Source organism: Ralstonia sp. 22111, from assembly GCF_052045895.1.
Classification (GTDB): domain Bacteria; phylum Pseudomonadota; class Gammaproteobacteria; order Burkholderiales; family Burkholderiaceae; genus Ralstonia; species Ralstonia wenshanensis.
On the sequence record NZ_JBQEPR010000009.1, the window covers coordinates 71,473 to 88,247 of the forward strand.

Annotated in this window: 11 protein-coding genes; 3 read left to right on the top strand and 8 right to left on the bottom strand. The window is 60.7% G+C overall.

The window, feature by feature from the left end; genetic code table 11:
* Positions 1–215: 215 nt before the first annotated feature.
* The 5 genes from ACTJK4_RS20430 to ACTJK4_RS20450 form a co-directional block, all read right to left on the bottom strand.
* Positions 216–4,319 carry a hypothetical protein gene (locus ACTJK4_RS20430; RefSeq protein WP_440818802.1) on the bottom strand — a complete coding sequence of 1,368 codons (4,104 nt, stop codon included), beginning with the start codon at positions 4,317–4,319 and terminating at the stop codon, positions 216–218.
* A gap of 462 nt (positions 4,320–4,781) precedes the next feature.
* Positions 4,782–6,146, bottom strand: coding sequence for an MFS transporter (locus ACTJK4_RS20435; protein ID WP_440818803.1), 1,365 nt, complete (start codon positions 6,144–6,146; stop codon positions 4,782–4,784).
* A 36-nt stretch (positions 6,147–6,182) separates the two neighbouring features.
* On the bottom strand, positions 6,183–7,004 hold the full coding sequence (locus ACTJK4_RS20440; protein WP_440077636.1) for an SDR family NAD(P)-dependent oxidoreductase: 822 nt from the start codon (positions 7,002–7,004) through the stop codon (positions 6,183–6,185).
* A gap of 115 nt (positions 7,005–7,119) precedes the next feature.
* Positions 7,120–8,169 (bottom strand): 3-keto-5-aminohexanoate cleavage protein, encoded by a 1,050-nt coding sequence (locus ACTJK4_RS20445; protein ID WP_012429999.1) that lies wholly within the window; start codon positions 8,167–8,169, stop codon positions 7,120–7,122.
* A 35-nt stretch (positions 8,170–8,204) separates the two neighbouring features.
* Positions 8,205–8,600, bottom strand: a complete 396-nt coding sequence (locus ACTJK4_RS20450) for a carboxymuconolactone decarboxylase family protein (protein WP_440077637.1) — start codon at positions 8,598–8,600, stop codon at positions 8,205–8,207.
* Between the two features lie 139 nt (positions 8,601–8,739).
* Between ACTJK4_RS20450 and ACTJK4_RS20455 the strand changes: the two genes are divergently transcribed.
* A complete protein-coding gene (locus tag ACTJK4_RS20455; RefSeq protein ID WP_440077638.1) occupies positions 8,740–9,909 on the top strand; it encodes an AraC family transcriptional regulator in 1,170 nt (389 codons plus the stop codon).
* Here the strand turns inward: ACTJK4_RS20455 and ACTJK4_RS20460 are convergent.
* The 3 genes from ACTJK4_RS20460 to ACTJK4_RS20470 form a co-directional block, all read right to left on the bottom strand.
* Positions 9,906–11,267 (bottom strand): MFS transporter, encoded by a 1,362-nt coding sequence (locus ACTJK4_RS20460; RefSeq protein WP_440818804.1) that lies wholly within the window; start codon positions 11,265–11,267, stop codon positions 9,906–9,908. The genes ACTJK4_RS20455 and ACTJK4_RS20460 overlap by 4 nt on opposite strands.
* 958 nt (positions 11,268–12,225) lie before the next feature.
* Positions 12,226–13,428: a M20 aminoacylase family protein gene (locus tag ACTJK4_RS20465; RefSeq protein ID WP_440818805.1), complete on the bottom strand. Its 1,203-nt coding sequence runs from the start codon at positions 13,426–13,428 to the stop codon at positions 12,226–12,228.
* A gap of 64 nt (positions 13,429–13,492) precedes the next feature.
* Positions 13,493–14,803, bottom strand: a complete 1,311-nt coding sequence (locus ACTJK4_RS20470) for an MFS transporter (protein WP_440818806.1) — start codon at positions 14,801–14,803, stop codon at positions 13,493–13,495.
* A 110-nt stretch (positions 14,804–14,913) separates the two neighbouring features.
* Between ACTJK4_RS20470 and ACTJK4_RS20475 the strand changes: the two genes are divergently transcribed.
* Together ACTJK4_RS20475 and ACTJK4_RS20480 are read left to right on the top strand one after the other, a co-directional pair.
* Positions 14,914–15,822: a LysR family transcriptional regulator gene (locus ACTJK4_RS20475; protein WP_440818807.1), complete on the top strand. Its 909-nt coding sequence runs from the start codon at positions 14,914–14,916 to the stop codon at positions 15,820–15,822.
* Positions 15,823–15,950: 128 nt separating this feature from the next.
* A complete protein-coding gene (locus tag ACTJK4_RS20480; protein WP_440818808.1) occupies positions 15,951–16,727 on the top strand; it encodes a class I SAM-dependent methyltransferase in 777 nt (258 codons plus the stop codon).
* Positions 16,728–16,775: the final 48 nt, after the last annotated feature.

Below are 16,775 nucleotides of genomic sequence, written 5' to 3' on the forward strand. Positions count from 1 at the left end.
CGGCTAGTTTATCGGAGCATTGCCTGCGAACAAACGTCGATGAGATTAATTGAACAATGGGAGCATCACCTTCATGAAGCATTCATCATTTAATTCACCAAGCGATTTAACAACGCGATCGTAATGTTGAATGACCGTTGACCGGACAAGAAGAGCGCATACCAAGGCCGGTTCAATACGGAGGGCGCCCAGCAGTATTCGATGTGTTATTCCAGTCAGGTGGACGATGTCTCGGATGTCCGTGGTTTGGCGGTCGAAGTCGTCGCCGCAGTCGCTTCCGGCAACACCACCGCCTTTTGACGGCTTGAGCCGGAGCCCGTGCTGACCGGCCGCTCCTGCACACGCGACCCGACCGATTGCGGCTTGGGCTTGCGCTGCCCAAACAGCTTGCTGGACAGACTGCCGGACTTCTTGGGAGCGGAAGCAATGCCGGCCTTCGCATCCATTTGCTGTTTCAACCGCTCCAGATGCGCGCGTGTGTCGTCGGGTCGCGAACGCGGCGGAGACATGGCCAACATGTCGGCAAGCGACGAAGACCGCTGCCCGCGCGGCGGGACGGAAGCCGATTCGCGGTCAACCTCTTCGTCCGCTCGTTCGATTTCGGAACGCGCACCTTGCACGCTCTGATACAGCGGTATGTCCGAAGAACCCTGGCGCTGCAGCGGGCGAGTCGATGGCGGCACGCGGGGCGGGTCTTGTGTTGCCGCTGAATGTGGCGGCGTGTTCTGACCTTCTTTCAACTGCGCTTCGTACTCTTTCAGCAGCTTGGCATCGATCGTATCGAACACGATCTGCCGCTCAACCTTGAGCCCGGTGTTCTGCGTCAGGCGCAGCCCCGCATTGACGTTGAACCCGTCGGCCTCGCTGTATTTTTCGTAAGCACGCAAGCCGATCGGCATCCAGGAATTGGGGGCGTTGATGGTCTTCGTGTAGGAGGCAGCGAGCTGCTCGTGCAGCTTGGTCTCGCTTTGCGGCGTCACCAGCGAAAGCTGCTGCAGATCGTTGAGCGTTTTCGCAGCATCCGCGGTGAGGGCGCGCCGCACAAAGAAGGCGTTGTAAGGGCTGTCGAGCAGCCGCGCCGTATCGAGGTTGTCGTTGACCGCCTTGAGGCCCTTCGCCAGGCCGCCATCCGGATCGTTCCGGTGCGGATAGGCAAAGAATTTCACCCACTCCTGCTTGGTGGCTTCAACATACCGGGCGTAATCGTGGAAGCTGTCGAACTCGAAATCGGCCACCGACTTTGTCGGCAGCACGTTGTCCCGATCGATCGCCAGGCGCAGCTTCACGTTCGTGCCGCGCTCCTTGACCACCGCGCCCCCACCGAAGAGATCGGCCGACGTATTACCCGTCGTGCCAGTCACTGCCGATGTGGTGAGCCCGAGGTTGACCTTGTGCCGACTCAGCTTCTGCTCGCGCAGGTTGGCAATCCGGTAGGTGCCGGTGGCGTCGAGCTGCTTGAATGTCGACAGCCATTGCTTCTCGAACGAGTAGCCCAGGCTCGTGCCAAGAGCGCCAGTCTCTTGCTGGCTTTTACGGTGCTGGCCGGGGTTGAGCAGCTTGGTGACGGACACACCGATCCCGACCGACATCTCGCTGCGATGCGCGCGCGTCTTCTGGTTGATCCAGCTGAGCGAGAGATCGTGCTCGGCGTAGAACTCGCTGGCAAAGGCGTGGAAAAGCGCGTCTGCGTCGGGCATGCCCTCAGGCGAGCGGCGCCGGGCATCCGCGGCCGAGAACATGAAGTCGGTGACGCGCGAGAACAGCGCGCGGACTTCCGCATCTTTGGCCGCCGTCCGACGCGGGATGCGGACCATGATGCCGGTGGCATCCGTGCGCTCGTGCTCGTACGGGTTCACGTCGACGTTGGCACCCGTGCGGCAGCATTTGAACAGCTTGGCACCAAAGAAGCAGCCCGCGCCGATGCGGCCACGGTGGCGCTTTTCCGTGCCGATAAACAACTCGGCGGCGTGTACGGGGTACGACATGGAGACCGCCGCTTCACGCCCTTTCTCATAACGCAGATCGACACGGGCATTGCCGGCCACCGGCACGCCCAGCAGCCGCTTCTTGGCGTTGACGAGCGCCTTGGTAATGCCCTTGGTACTGAACCCGCCGGTGGTGCCGCGGCTGAACCGCACCGTGTTGCCACCCGGAATCGTCTTGAGGTAATCCACCAGCATGGCACGCACGCTGTGCTGTGATCTGTCTGCGGGGGCCAGCGGCGGCGCCGTGGCAATTTTTCGGGCCGCCTCCATTGCCTTTTGGAAGGGCTCGGGCTGCTCGACATTGAGGAAATTTGCAAGCGCATGCACATCTTCAAAGCCAAGGCGCACATTGCCAAGATGCTGCCGGACGTTTGCAATCGCCTGTTCAAGGGCCTCGGGCGAGCCCGATGTCACCTTGTGAGCAGCATCCTCCGTGAACTTGCGAATACGCTGCTCGACCGCTTCCGGCAACGCTGCTGGCGAAAATTCGCGGCCCAGCACGAGCTGATGCCCTTGGCGGGCGGCCTGGTGTTCGGGCATCCAGTCTTCAAGCGCGACCCGCAGCGCGATCCACTGGCAATGGGTGTCGCTCAACGTTTCCGGACGAGTGGGCGCCCCCTCTCCGGAGGCAACCTCAGCGGGCGGGGTGCTACCGCAAAGGCGTTCCATCTCGACAGCCACCGCCTGCACCACTTCATTGACCGCCGGCTTCGCCAGCTCGGCCATCAACGCTTTCTGCTCGTTCGCCAGGACGGCGCGATCGCCCTGCGCCATACCAGAGCGCGCCGCAGAGAGCGGCGATTTGTGGTGGCTTGGCAATGTCGCGCGCCGGTCGTCGTCCATCCGGTCAACCCAGGCAAGCGACTTGAACATACGCGCCTTGAACTGGCTCAGGTCGGAACCCGGTGCGTCATCGGTGAAGCCGTTGCGCCATGCGACCAGATCACTCTTGTCGGCGGCGCTCAACGTCGACGGTCCTACACCGTGGATCAGCTTGGCGCTTGCGTCGCTGACGCGCTGGGCGAAATTCGTCGCGCTCGACACGGCCTCGTGCGGGGCAAGCCGCGCTGCAATCAGTGCCTCCGGGGTCGGCTTGGCCTTCAGCGCTGCGGCAATCACAGCGCCCGCCTGCAGATGGACGCGCAGGTTTCCTTGAGCGGTTGCGTCAAGATTGCGGTTGCCGGTGGCGGCGAGCATTGCCTCGAAATTACCGGTGGTCGCGGCATGCTGCAGGGCGCCCCACGCAACGGCTCGCCCCGTTTCGGCATGCTTGAGCTGCTGGTCGTGTGCGTGCAGGTGTGCCGGCGTCGAAACCACCGAGATCATCGCCTCCTGCGCCTCGCGTATTTTCTCGGCGGTGTGGGCGGAAACTTCAACCGCACCCTTTTGCGCGTGCGCAGGCGGTTGCGAGCCGATTTCATCAGCCACCGCTTCGAGCGTCGCCAAGCATGCGGCAGCCGCCTCGGCGTTGCGCGCATCGAACTGCGCGTGGCTGTCGCGCACACCCGGCCAATCGGCAAGGGCCTGCGGCGCCTGTCGTGCCGCCCCGCGCATGGCGATGGGGAAATCGCGCACCGTCTGGATGAAGGTCTGCAGCGCCTTCACGTCGATCGCGTGTGACGGCGCGGAAGACTCGCCGCCCGAACCGGCGCCCGTGGTGCACCGGCTTGCCATCAAGGCATCGCGCGTCTGCTCCATCGCGCCACGCAGGGCAAGGATATGGGAGTCGCGCGATGTCTCGGAATGCGTTTTCGCCTGTCCGATTTCGGCGCCCAGGTCCGCATGCTTCAGATAAGAGAAGACGTCGCCATTGAGCTTTGTGGCGTTCTCCGGGTCGAGACGTTCCTTGGCCGACACGAGCGCCAGCGATACCGCCATGGCGACGGCGGGCGAATGCGCCGCAGCCATCTCCTGCACCCCAGCCACGAATGCCGCCGGTTCGCTGCTGACTTTCGCGGCAAGCGCCTGCCCTTGCGCCGTCTCCCAGTAGGCAATGACATCATCAACGTGCTGCAGCGCTTGCGCCCCCTGCATCTGGCCACCGTGGAGACTGGCGCTGGCATTGGTGATCGCTGAAATCTGGGTGCGCAGTCCCGTCATTGCCTGATTGAGCGCCTGCTCCGTTCTACGTGCCGAACCCGAAGGGCTGCCGGGCTGGGGTGCGTCCTCACGCGCGGCGGCGATCCGCGCCGCAGCTTGCTTGACGTGCGCGAAATCACGCAACGTAGTGGGCCTGCCGGCCCGCGAGTGGGCGCTAAACGGCGTGTTCCAGTCGAGCCGGCTCGCGCCGTCCTTCGTCACGCCACTGAATGTGCTTTTGACTTGCGCACGCATTGCCTTGCCTATCCGTTTCGCTATGCCGACGTTGGCCTGCGGTGCGCCCGGCAGCGCTGGCGGCGCTGGCGGTGCCTTCTTCAACCCGTCAAGTTCGCCGCGCCGGCGAGACGCCTGTCTGGCAGATGTGGATGGCGTATTCGTCTCGCCGCCAGTCGCTTGGGACGACGAGGGATGGGCGGCAGGCGCACTGGACGAGATGCAGGGCAGTTTGAGTGGCATGGGGCGGCAGAACACATTGAACCAGGTTGGAACGCGTTCAAGTCTGCTTGCACCAAGGTGAGGCCGACGTGCACCGTCCGAACCCGCGGCATCTAAAGCGAAGCTTGGTGGGCCGCGCGATTTCATCTGCACAGGCCACGTGATCTTCGACCATGCACCGCGCACCATCAATCATCCGCTTCAGCAAGTCGGGAGATTCCTCGCCTCGAATCTGTCTTCCAGATGGCGCAAAAAGCCGCGTCAGGCGTGGGGGTGGGATACCAGGGAATGAACCTGGCCGGGCGCCGCATATGTGCGAAGTCCAACGCGCGCAGCCACCAGGAAGCAAACGCCCGACAGGATGGCAAGCACGTCGGTGCCCAATAGCACGAAGGTCAGGGGCGCTGGGGCTCCCGATCGGGCGAGCCAATCGCTGATCAGGCCGACCGCAAGGTTGCCGAGCGTGATGGCAAACACATTGATCAGCAGCATGCTCAAACCGGAGATCGTCCCACGCATGTGCACAGGCACCTGGCTCAGGATGACCGTGTTGGTCGGGCCATACAGTGCCAACGGCAGGAAAAAGCCAGCGCACATACCCATGTAGAACAACGCCGAGCCGGGGGGCGCGAAGCGATACGCAATCATCAGCGGGCCGCAGATGGCGACAAGCAACACCATGAAACCCACATGTCCGCCCCGCATGCGCTTGGCGAGGCGATCACCCATGACACCGCCCGCGACCGATCCAATGGTGCCGACAATCAGTTGCAGCGTGCCGATGGTCCGCGCGATGGCGGCGGCATCGAATCCACGCTCACGCACGAGCCACAACTGCGCAAATGACAAGCCGGCAAACACCATGTGCACCAGCACAAAGCCAATCGTCACCGCCAGCAAGGCCGGATTGCCAGCCAGCACGCGCAACGCGCCGCGTATTTGCGTAAAGAAAGGTGCGCCCCGCTGTTGCGGGCCGGCACTCTTGGGCGCCTCTTTCATGCAGGCGAGCGATACAGCGATCACCACGCCGACAACCCCAAGCACCTGAAATGTGGAGCGCCAACCATGCGTGGCCCCAAAGGTGCCCGCCAGCAGGAAGCTGAAACCGATGCCGGCCGGGATGCCCATGAAGAACAGCCCGATCGCGGTGCCGCGCTGCTTCTCTGGGAACAACTCGCCCAGCATCGCCACTGCCGCGGGTACCAGCGCAGCCTCGCCGCTGGAGACCAGGAAGCGGGCCGCCGCCATTTGCTCGAAGTTCTGCGCAAAACCGGATGCCGCCGTGCAAGCGCTCCAGACCAGCAACCCACCCGCAATCACGCGTGTGCGGCTGAAGCGATCCGCCAGCGTACCGAGGAAGACGGCCATCACCCCAAAGCTCAATACCCAGACGGCACCCACCAGGAAACCGTATTGCGCATTGCTCAGGCCAAGATCGGCAATCACCTGCGACGAAAAACCCAGCAGCATGTTGCGATCGATATGCGCCAGCGTATGGATGACCAGCAATGCAATCAAAGCGATCATGGGGCGTTTCTGAAACATGCTTGTCTCCTGAGATTGCGCCGCTTGAGCTGCGTCTTGCTCTTGGGTTTTGCTGTTGTGCCAGCCAAGCTCCGGACTCATCCTCTGAACACGCCTGCACCGGCCGATCGACTCCGGCTAGAACATCCCGCCATTCGGGCTGATGATCTGACCCGCGATGTAATGCCCGTCCGCAGCCAGATAGACGGCAAGCGAGGCGTATTCCTCGGGCGTGCCCAGTCGGCCCAGCGGGACGAGTTGGAAGAGCTGGTTGCGCTTCTCTTCGCCGATACCCTGAAGAAAGGCTTCGAAATGGTCGGTATGCACACCACCCGGGGCGATAGCGTTGACGAAGATATTGGCGCCGGCCACCTCGGCTGCCACCGATCGGGTGAACGCCACGACGGCGCCCTTGGTCGCTGAATAGTGCGGGCTGTGCGCGCTGAAAGCCGACAGCCCCGCAATCGACGCGATATTGATGACCTTGCCGTCGCGCTGCGGCTCCATCCGCTTGAGCGCCTCACGCGTGCAGTAGAAAACGCCATGTACGTTCACATCCCAGAAGCGATGCCAATCATCGTCGGTCATGCTGCTGGTAAAGCCCAGCGCGTGGCGCGGTTGCGGCGTTGTGAGGTAGGCGTAGTGCTGCAAGCGGCGCTGCTCGTCAACCGACTGGGATGGAATCACGGCCGCATTGTTGACGAGGACGTGCACTGTTCCGAAGTGCGCGTCGATCTGTTCAAACATGTTCGCGACGGCCGTGCTCGAGCCCACATTGCAGTGCAAGGCCAGGCATTCAGCGTTGCGGGATTCGATCTCGGCACGGGTCACTTCCAGCGCAGTCGTGTTGATGTCGCAAACGACGAGCTTGGCACCCGCATCGGCGTAGGCCAATGCGATCGCTTTCCCCAAACCGCCAGCCGCCCCTGTCACCACGGCAACCTTCTTATCCAGCTTCATGCGTCATGTCCCGAACAAACCGTCACTGGCAGGCATCCCGTTGCGGCAACGTCCACCAGCGTCAACACACCAAAGCGGGCGCGCCACCATGGTGCGCCCGCCGCTTGCTGCGCTCTCAGGCCGCCAGTTGGAAGCCGCGCTGCCCCGGCTTGCGATTGGGCTCATAACCCACGGCCGCAAGCGTCTCGTCGATGCCGTTGTAGTGCTCGCCGATCTTGTAGATGCGGCGGGCGTCCGTGCCGCTCGCCACATCGCGATGCAGTTCGCGTGCGATGCGCACCATCTGTTCGACCTGCTGCACCGACGTCATGCGTTCGCCCTTCTTGCCCCACAGGTTGTCCTCGATGCCAACGCGTACATGCAGGCCCATGGCGATGGCCATGGTATTGAGCGGCAGCACGTGGCGCATCAGGCTTTCGATCGTGAGCACCGCACCTTGCGGACAGCGGTTAATGAACTCCATCATGTTGCGCGGGTTGGGGCCGTCCGCGCCGCCGCCGATGGCGACCCAGTTCAGCACGACGGGGCCGGTGTAGTGACCGCGCCGGATCAGGCGCTCGACGGTCTCGAGCTGCCCCACATCGGCCAGCATGAAGTGCGGCTGGATGCCGCTCGCCTGCAGTCGCTTGAGGTGCTCCTCGACAAAGGTCGGGCCCGACGGAATCCACATCTCCTTGTAGGCCTGGAAATAGGCGGGCTCGGCCATCGAGGTGCCGGCGCAATCGTCGTGCGTCAGCAGCTCGGTCACATTCATCTGGTTGGTGTTGATGGCGATCGTGACTTGGTCGGGCCTCGGCGACAGCTCGGCCAGCATGTGGCGCGTGTCATCGCTGAGCCATTTGGCCGCAGCGCCCTCGTCTTCCGGCGCGAATGAGATCGAGCCCCCCACCTGCAGCACCATGTTCGGCACGGCTTCGCGCAGGCGCGTCAGCATTTCGTTGAACTTCGACAGACGCTTGCTGCCCTTGCCGTCTTCCTCGCGCACGTGCACGTGCAGCACGGTCGCGCCGGCGTTGTAGCAATCCACCGCTTTCTGGATTTGCGCGTCCATCGAGACGGCGATGTCGTCGGAGTCGCTGGGAAGGAATTGCGGCCCGAACGGCGCCACCTGAATCACCAGCGGCTCCTGGTTCTCAGGCAGCATCGAATCGTCAAAGAATTGCATGTGTGTCTCCTTTCGGTATCAGTTCGCCCCGAGGCTTATTCCACGGTGGCGGTCTTGTTCTCGCGGGCGGCAAGTTCTTCCAGCAGGATGGGCGCGCCCAGGCTCATGCTGTGAATGCCGAGCACCGACACGGCCTGCAGCACCGCCGTGATCTCTTCTTTGGCGGCACCCAGTTCAAGCGCCTTGCGGATGTGGCGACGCACGCCGGGCGCGTACATGTGCGTGCACGACGCATCGACTGCAATGGCAAGGAATTCCAGCGTTTTCGGATCAAGCACGCTATGCGGCATGACTCCCATGGCCATGAATTTTTCAGTCCATGCCGGGTCAAGTTCTGCAAAGGGCTCCCAGTTGGGATTCCAGTTGCCGGTGGCGCGCATGCTGTCGCAGACCGGGGTTGCGGATGGGTCAATCGGGGCGTTTGTCGTCATTGCGAAGTTCCTTGCCAGAGCTGTCACGCTCGGGTCTGCAGCACATTGGGGATGTCTGGATTCTAGGTACCGCCCGCGTTTTACGATTGACCTTCCGGGACATTTTGTTAACATCTCGGGACACCCTGGGAAGACCCTGATGCCTTACCTTGTCCGCAGCGCCAGCCTGACCGGATACGCCGAAGCCGCCCGCGCGGGCGGGCTGGACCCCTTCCGCATGCTGGCGGAGGTGGGGCTTCCGGCGGACAGCCTGTCTGATGTCGACCTCAAGATTCCGGCCGACAAGGTGGGCAGGCTGCTTGAGCTTTCTGCCCAGCGCAGCGGCATCGAAACATTTGGCCTGCGGATGGCGGAGACACGGCGCGCGTCGAACCTCGGTCCATTGATCCTCCTCGTGCGTGACGAGCCGACGCTGCGCCAGGCATTGCAGGCGATGGCGCGCTACGGCCATCTGCACAACGAGGCGATCTTTCTTCACGTCGAAGAAGAAGACGGCATTGCGGTCATCCGTGACGAGGTGCTGGCCAGCGACGGTGGATCGCTCAAGCAGGCGACCGAGCTGGTTGTAGGGGTGCTGTTCCGGCTGCTGCGCTTCTTCCTTGGTGATGAGTGGCACCCCAAGGCCATCTTCATTGCGCATGGCGCGCCGAAAGACCGCTCCGTGCATACCCGGGTCTTTGGCACGAAAGTGGAATTCGGCCACGCGTTCAGCGGCATCGTCTGTAATGCCCGCGACCTCGATTTGCCGCTTCCATCGGCCGATCCCGTCATGGCGCGGTATGTTCGCCGGTACTTGGAGGATCTTGACCCCAAAGGCGGCAAGCGGATGTCGAATGAAGTGCGGCAGATGATGCTGATGCTGCTGCCGTCCGGACGCAGCACGATCGACCATATCGCACATCATCTGGGGGTCAATCGGCGCACCATCCATCGTCATCTCGCGCAGGAGGGCACGACGTTTTCGTCCATCCTCGACGCCGTGCGCAGCGAGCTGGCCGTGCGGCACCTGGACCGAGGCGAGCGCCAATGCGCGGAGATCTCGGGCTTGCTGGGCTTCTCGGAACCCAGTGCCTTCACCCGCTGGTTCAAGGCGACGTTCGGCTGCAGCCCGACGCAGTACCGCGTGTCTACAGCCAGCGCGCCCGGTAAAGAAGGATCGACCGAAGCAAACCGGACGATCAGAGAGAAGGAACGAAGCGGGAGCGTCCCGACTGCACTTTCATTTCAGTGCAATCGGGCACCGATCACGGCCAGTGAAACGCCAGTAATGCGCTCCTTCAGGAAGAGAACGCCCAAGGCGGGCGCTTAGTGACCGACTATCTCGGTTGAGCGAATCCCTGTTGGCTCCGACTTCTGCGGAAGCGCGCGCTGTTTGATGAAGAGAGCGACACACGCGATCAAGCCCGCAATGGCAATGATTGAGAAGATGCCGCTGAACCCGACTTGTTGACGGGTGAGCTCTGCCACAAGATAGGAACCGGCTATGCCACCAAACCGCCCAATTCCAAGCATCCAAGCAACGCCTGTAGCCCGACCTTGCGTCGGGTAAAAAGCGGCGGCCAGCGCGGGCATAGACGACTGTGCTGTGTTCATCAGAACGCCGGCAGCAAAAACAACAACAACGAGCAGTCCGACGTTGCCAACGACCTGGCCAATGCCATACACGGTCAGGGCAGTCAGCGCGTAGCAAGTTGCAATCACCCGATTGGCGTTGAATCTGTCCATTAGGGCGCCGCACAGAACAGCCCCAATGCCGCCCAGCGGGAAGAGCGCAGAAATCAACGTTGCAGCCTTGGGCGTGAGCCCAGCCTCCTTCAAGAGAATGGGCATCCAATTGATAGAGGCATAAAAGATCACCAGCCCCATAAAGTACGCCAACCAAAGCATGATCGATCCGACAACATAGGATCGGGACAGAACCAACGCAATACCGCCTTGGCCCGAGGGTGCCTGGGTCTGCTCGGTCATGAAGAACGATGACGCGTCGTGCGCGGCCACATTGATCTTCGCCAACGTACGGCGAATCTTCTCTACGGATTGGCTCTTCGCAATCATGTAGCGAACTGACTCCGGCAAATGCGACACCAGCAGCAGGAGCAACACTAGCGGCGCAACACCGCCCAGCATGAGAACGCTACGCCAGCCGAAATGCGGAATCATCCAGGCGGCCAAGAACCCTCCGAACGCGGCACCTAGAGGGAAGCCGCAAAACATCAGGTTCACAATGACCGCGCGGCGTTTGTCAGGACAGAATTCGCTCATCAGGGTCACTGCGTTCGGCATTGCGGCACCAAGCCCGATACCGGTTACGAAGCGCAACGCTGTCAGGTTCGTGATGCTGCTCGCATACGCAGATGCGAGGCAAGCGACACCGAAGACCAGCACGGAGACGATCAACATAAGGCGGCGCCCGATCCGGTCTGACAGTGGGCCGGCGACGAGAGCACCCACTGCCAAGCCAAAGAGCGCGGCACTCAAAACGGGGGCCAGAGCTGGGCGCGAAATGCCCCACTCCGACACAAGCGATGGCGCAATGAAGCCTATGGCTGCTGTGTCAAAGCCATCCAACAGGACGATAAAGAAACACATCCCAAAGATAAGCCACTGGAACGGGCCGAACCGGCTGCCATTGATGATGCTCTGTGCGTCGACGTTAGATTGACTCATGGTGTTTCCAAGAGAGAAGCCGCAACAATCCGTGCCGACTTTCAACAGGCTCCAAGGAGCGCTATGGCTTGAACGGACGGTCAATACTTCATAGGAATGGACCAAGGCATACCGCCTCTACCAGCACCATCCCTTCGCTTCACTGACAAGCGAGAAGTTCTAATTGCGAACAATTGTTCTCAAAATGAACTTCATGCTAGGGTAGGCATGCGTCCATCGAAACTCGGGATAACCCGCACAGGGAACGCTCCCCATTGGAATGGGCACTGCCTGGACGGGGATATGTCCGGTGCCGTTGATTCGTCCGTTGAGGCGTTTTCATTGCCCGACGTGCGAACTCGACGGATGTCACCCAGCATCGGACTGCAGATGATCGCCCTCTGAGCAGTCATACCGGCGCGGACGAGAGGCCGGCACAACGTTCCTGTTTAGGGAAAAGCCTGCTTAAGCCTGCCCGGCTACCGGACGCCTCCTGCATCTCATCTTTGATAGCCCTAGCAGGGAAGAAAAAGCCGGTCGAAGATGACCGGCCATCGCGATCCGCGGCGGCAAAGCGCGCGCCACGGCTTCCAGGGGGTGCTAATGGCAGACAAAAAAGGCTGTACCAAAATCGCCCGTAAGGTGTTGATCTGATTGAGCCGCTTCCACCTTGGCGAAATGAAAAGTCTGTACCAAGGGGGCTCTTCGACGAACAAGCAAGAAACACAAAGCCTGGCCAACCGCATGGTGCCTGGTTGGCCGGGCTCTTTATCGCCTACCTGAATCTCCACATCTGGACTGCGCAACTTCCGCTTTGTCTATACGCCGACGCAACTGAACTCGACTGCCGGGCGCATCGCAGATACGGCCGGCCCGCTCGCCGAGAACGTGGCGATATATTCGTCCCCTACCTGGAGCTACAGTGTCTACCTTGAAGTGGTATTGGTGACTTGGTGCCTTCCCCGCGGACGATCTCCCCTCAAGCAGCCACTTTCACTGGTAGGAGCTGCTCGACCAGGGATATCCAATAGGCGATGCCAGTCCCGATGATCGAATCATTGAAATCGTAGTGGGGACTGTGGAGTTGATGAGATGTGAGGCCGGTTTCGCTCTGGCTGCCAGGTAGTACGCCATTGCCCAAGAATGCGTAGCAGCCGGGCCTCTTTTCAAGGAAGAATGCGAAGTCTTCGGAGGCCAGCGCGCGGTCGACGTTCGTATCGAGCCTGCTGTGTCCGACAACGGATAGCATTGCCTCAGCTGCGTCGCCGGTCTCTTTTTCGTGATTGAACAAGGCCGGGTAGATTCGTTCAAGAGCAAAGCTTGCATTGACACCAAAGGCGGCGGCGATGTTCTCCACAATCGCCGACATCCGATGTTCGATCAGATCCAGTGTGGCGGCGTCGAAGGTGCGAACCGTTCCAGAAAGTGTGGCGACCTCCGGAATAATGTTGTCCGTGGTACCAGCATGGATCTGCGTGACGGACAGGACGGCGGCGCGGTTTGGATCGACATTTCGCGAGACGATGGTCTGCCATGCCTGGGCGATTTGCACTGCCACGACAACCGGGTCCAGGCTGTGGTGCGGTTGAGCGCCGTGCGAACCCTTGCCGATGATTTTCGCGTTAAAGGTGCTGCTAGAAGCCATGAGAGGGCCGGCTCGCACGCCAAATGAGCCGGCCGGCATGCCCGGCCAGTTGTGGATGCCGAAGATAGCGTCGATCTTGAAGCGCTCGAACAGCCCGTCTTCGATCATCCGTCGGGCGCCTGCGCCGCCCTCCTCGGCAGGTTGGAATACAAACTGCACCGTGCCGTCAAAGTCGATGCCTTTGCTGAGTTGCATCGCAGCGCCCAACAGCATCGCCGTATGCCCGTCGTGTCCGCAGGCATGCATTTTCCCCGCTAACTGTGACGCATGAGGGAACGTGTTCATTTCCTGCAACGGCAGGGCATCCATGTCTGCGCGTAGCGCAATGCATTTATCAGAGCTTCCCTTCTTGAGCGTGCCCACCACGCCGTACCCGCCGACGTGCTCTACGACTTCAATACCGCAATCGCGGAGCATCTTGGCAACGAAGGTGGACGTCTTTTCCTCCTCGAATTTGAGCTCGGGATGTGCGTGGAGACAGCGTCGGATGCGAACGATTTCCGAATAGTCAACGTGTTCGTGTTTGGGGCTTTTCATGCTTCTAGGCTTGCAGGTTGAGCCGCGTCTGCAGGCGCGGCTTCTTGCGTCAGGTGGAGTCGCTTCAGACCGATCGGGTGCCGTAAGCCAGCCTGCCGAGCGCCATAACGCCGATGAGCACGAGGCTGACGAGGGCTGCTCCTGACAGGTAGAGGCCAATGATCAATTTGTCCCCGCTGATATGGATGAGGGTGGTGACTGCAAGCGGAGTGAGACCTCCAAAAATCGTCACACCCAGCGCGTAGGAAGTGCCGACACCGGTAGCGCGGTACTCGGTGGGGAAAATGTCAGCCAAGACCAACGGTGCGCAGGCAGCATACAAACCAAGGAAAACCGAAATGATTGACTGCACGGCGACCAACGTCAGAAAGCTCGGGTGGGAGGCGAGCACTGAAAACAATGGGTATGCCAGCACACCCGCAAGCCCAGCGCCCCATGCCATTGGCTTGAATGGTCCGACTTTGTCTGCAAAAGAGCCGACCAACGGACAGACCACTATCAACGTGATGCCACACGCGATCTGCCCAACGTAACTTGCCACTAGCGGCAGGTGAAGATCGCGCACAGCATAGGTTGTGAAGTAATTGGACACCTGTGCCGCTACGGTCCAGAAGACCATGATTGCGATGCCTAGAAAAATGCGGCCCGAGTGTGCGCGCAATCCGGAGATGAAAGAGGTGTGCGTGTGGCCGGATGCCTCGGCGCGCACGAATTCTTGCGTTTCAGGAATTGAGCGGCGGATATACCAACCGACGGGGCCGATGAGCAAGCCGACAAGGAAGGCAATCCGCCAATACTCGGTAAGGATCTGTTGCTCGCCAAAATACTGAGTCAGGCCAAGTCCGATCAACCCGGCTACAAGTACACCACCACCTTGTGCCACCTGCTGAAATGAGCTGAAAAGCGCGCGGTTCGATTGGGACGCGTTCTCAATCAACATTGCCACATTGCTGCCGATTTCCCCGCCTGCTGAAAAACCTTGTACCAGGCGTCCGAGAACCAGAATAAGGGGTGCAGCAATTCCAATGGCTTCGTACGTCGGACAGATTGCCGGTACCAGTGTGCCCAGCGCCATGAGAAGCAGTGTGAGGCTCAGTGCGTTCTTGCGGCCGGCACGGTCAGCGTAGCGACCAAGAATCAGCGCACCCAGCGGACGCACTATGAAGCCTGCGGCGAACGTCATGAACGTCAGTATGAGCGCGACGTACTCATCGCCCGATGGGAAGAATGCCTTCGAGATCGGTACCGCGAAGATGGCGAATGCCAGAAAGTCGTATATCTCAAGGACGTTACCTATTGTTGCGGCAACAATCGTACGTCGTTGAACAAGCACGCTAGGGCTGTTCATGTCTTCGGCAAGCACACTGTCGTGCATGGCAGTCTCCTTATTTGTTATGAGAGTGCGCGGCAGTGTAGGATGGGGAAGCTATAACAAGAAATGCTGAATTGAGATATGGGCCATATCTCTGCGGTATGGGGTGAATCATGATCGAGCTGCGTCAACTCAGATATTTTTTGGCGATTGCGGACCACGGCAGCGTTTCTGAAGCTGCCCGGCACGTGCATGTCGTTCAACCCGCGCTAAGCCGGCAGATGAAGGACCTGGAAGAAGAGCTCGGCGTGGTGCTGTTCGAGCGGGGAGCGAGAGGAAGCGCGCTGACTACTGCTGGGGCGCAGTTCGCAATTGACGTGCGGGCGGTGCTTGCTCAGCTTAATGCGGCCAAGGAGCGGCTCTCGCGCATCGCAAGCGGCGTGGAAGGAGCGTTGCGGATTGGCATAGCACCAAATTACAGCTGGCACCCTCAGATACTGGGGGCGCTGCGGTCGTTCACGGCAGCTGTCCCAAAGGTTGCTCTCATGCTGGAGCCAACGCTATCGACCCGCCAGATTGCAAGGATTATTGCCGGCGAACTCGACGGAGGTTTCCTCACATGGCGATACCTGCCTCACGATAAGCCGGACGATCAGAGTCTCCGAGAAACGCCCCTCTTCAATTGCCGCCTGAAGCTTGCACTGCAGCGTGGCAGTGTGCTGGCGAAAAAGGTGCCTAAGCGACTCGCGCAGTTAAAAGATGAGCCCTGCATATGGTTTCCGCGCGAGACTGCGCCAGCGTACGATGACTTTCTTACGTACCAATGCCAGCAGGCAGGCTTTTCGCCCAAGAAGGTCCAGATTGGTAGCGATGTGTTGACCATCCTTGGACTGGTTGCAGCCGGGATGGGATATTCCATTGTGTCGGACGTCTCTCAACATACCTGCCCCAAAGACGTGATCTTGCTCGACCATCCCGACCTCACGATGACCCATCCGGTGTCATTCGTCTGCAGGGCCGACGACGGCAATCCGGCGCTCATTCGCTTCGTCGAGCAACTACAGAGGGGGCGATCATCTTGATGATGCTGGTGGCCGCAGGAAATGAGTCCAAGCGAACCAAGGTGAGCGGACCGACGGACCTATAGACGCAAGGCGGCGCCGAGGCGCCTATGCTGACCTTGATTACAGCCCACCGACGACGAGCACAAATGAGCAGCAACTTCTACGACCGACTCGCCCCCTTTTATCACTTGCTCTATGGCGATTGGGACGCCGCCGTTCGCAATCAAGGCGAGGCACTGGCGCAGCTTCTAAAAGGGTGGGGCATTGGACCAGGAGAGCCTGTTCTTGATGCAGCTTGTGGCATTGGCACCCAGACGTTGGGATTGGTGGCCGAGGGGTATTCAGTGACCGCCTCGGACCTGTCGGCCGGCGCGGTCGAAAGGTTGCGGCAAGAACTGGATGCGCGCAATCTACAGGCCAGCGTACGCGTAGACGACCTTCGCACACTGCATTGCGCTGCGGGCGAAAGCTGTGCTGCTGTTCTTGCCTGCGACAACAGCTTGCCACACTTGCTCACAGACACAGAGATTCTGCAGGCGCTGCGCAGTGCTCATCGCGTGCTCCGCCCGGGTGGTCTGCTGGTGCTCTCCGTTCGAGATTACGCCATCATCGAACGGCGCTCACCTGACGTGCGCCCATATGGGCTTCATCGTGATTCAGAGGGACGACGTTTCCTTGCTGTCCAGGTTTGGGAATGGGACGGCAATTGCTACGACCTGCGCATGTACCTCACTACCGAACAGCCCGATGGCCGCTGCGCAACGGAGGCTCTTACAAGTCGCTATTACGCAGTGACCACCGACCGCCTGCAAGAACTGATGCGCGAGGTCGGTCTGCATGAAGTGCAGCGCCTGGACAACGTTCTTTTTCAGCCGGTACTCGTCGGACGCCGTGCCTACGAGCCTGGCCACGCGCGCGTCTAGGACGCCATGGGTGGGCACAAAGTCTTGTTCAATGCCTGCTTGCGGTAC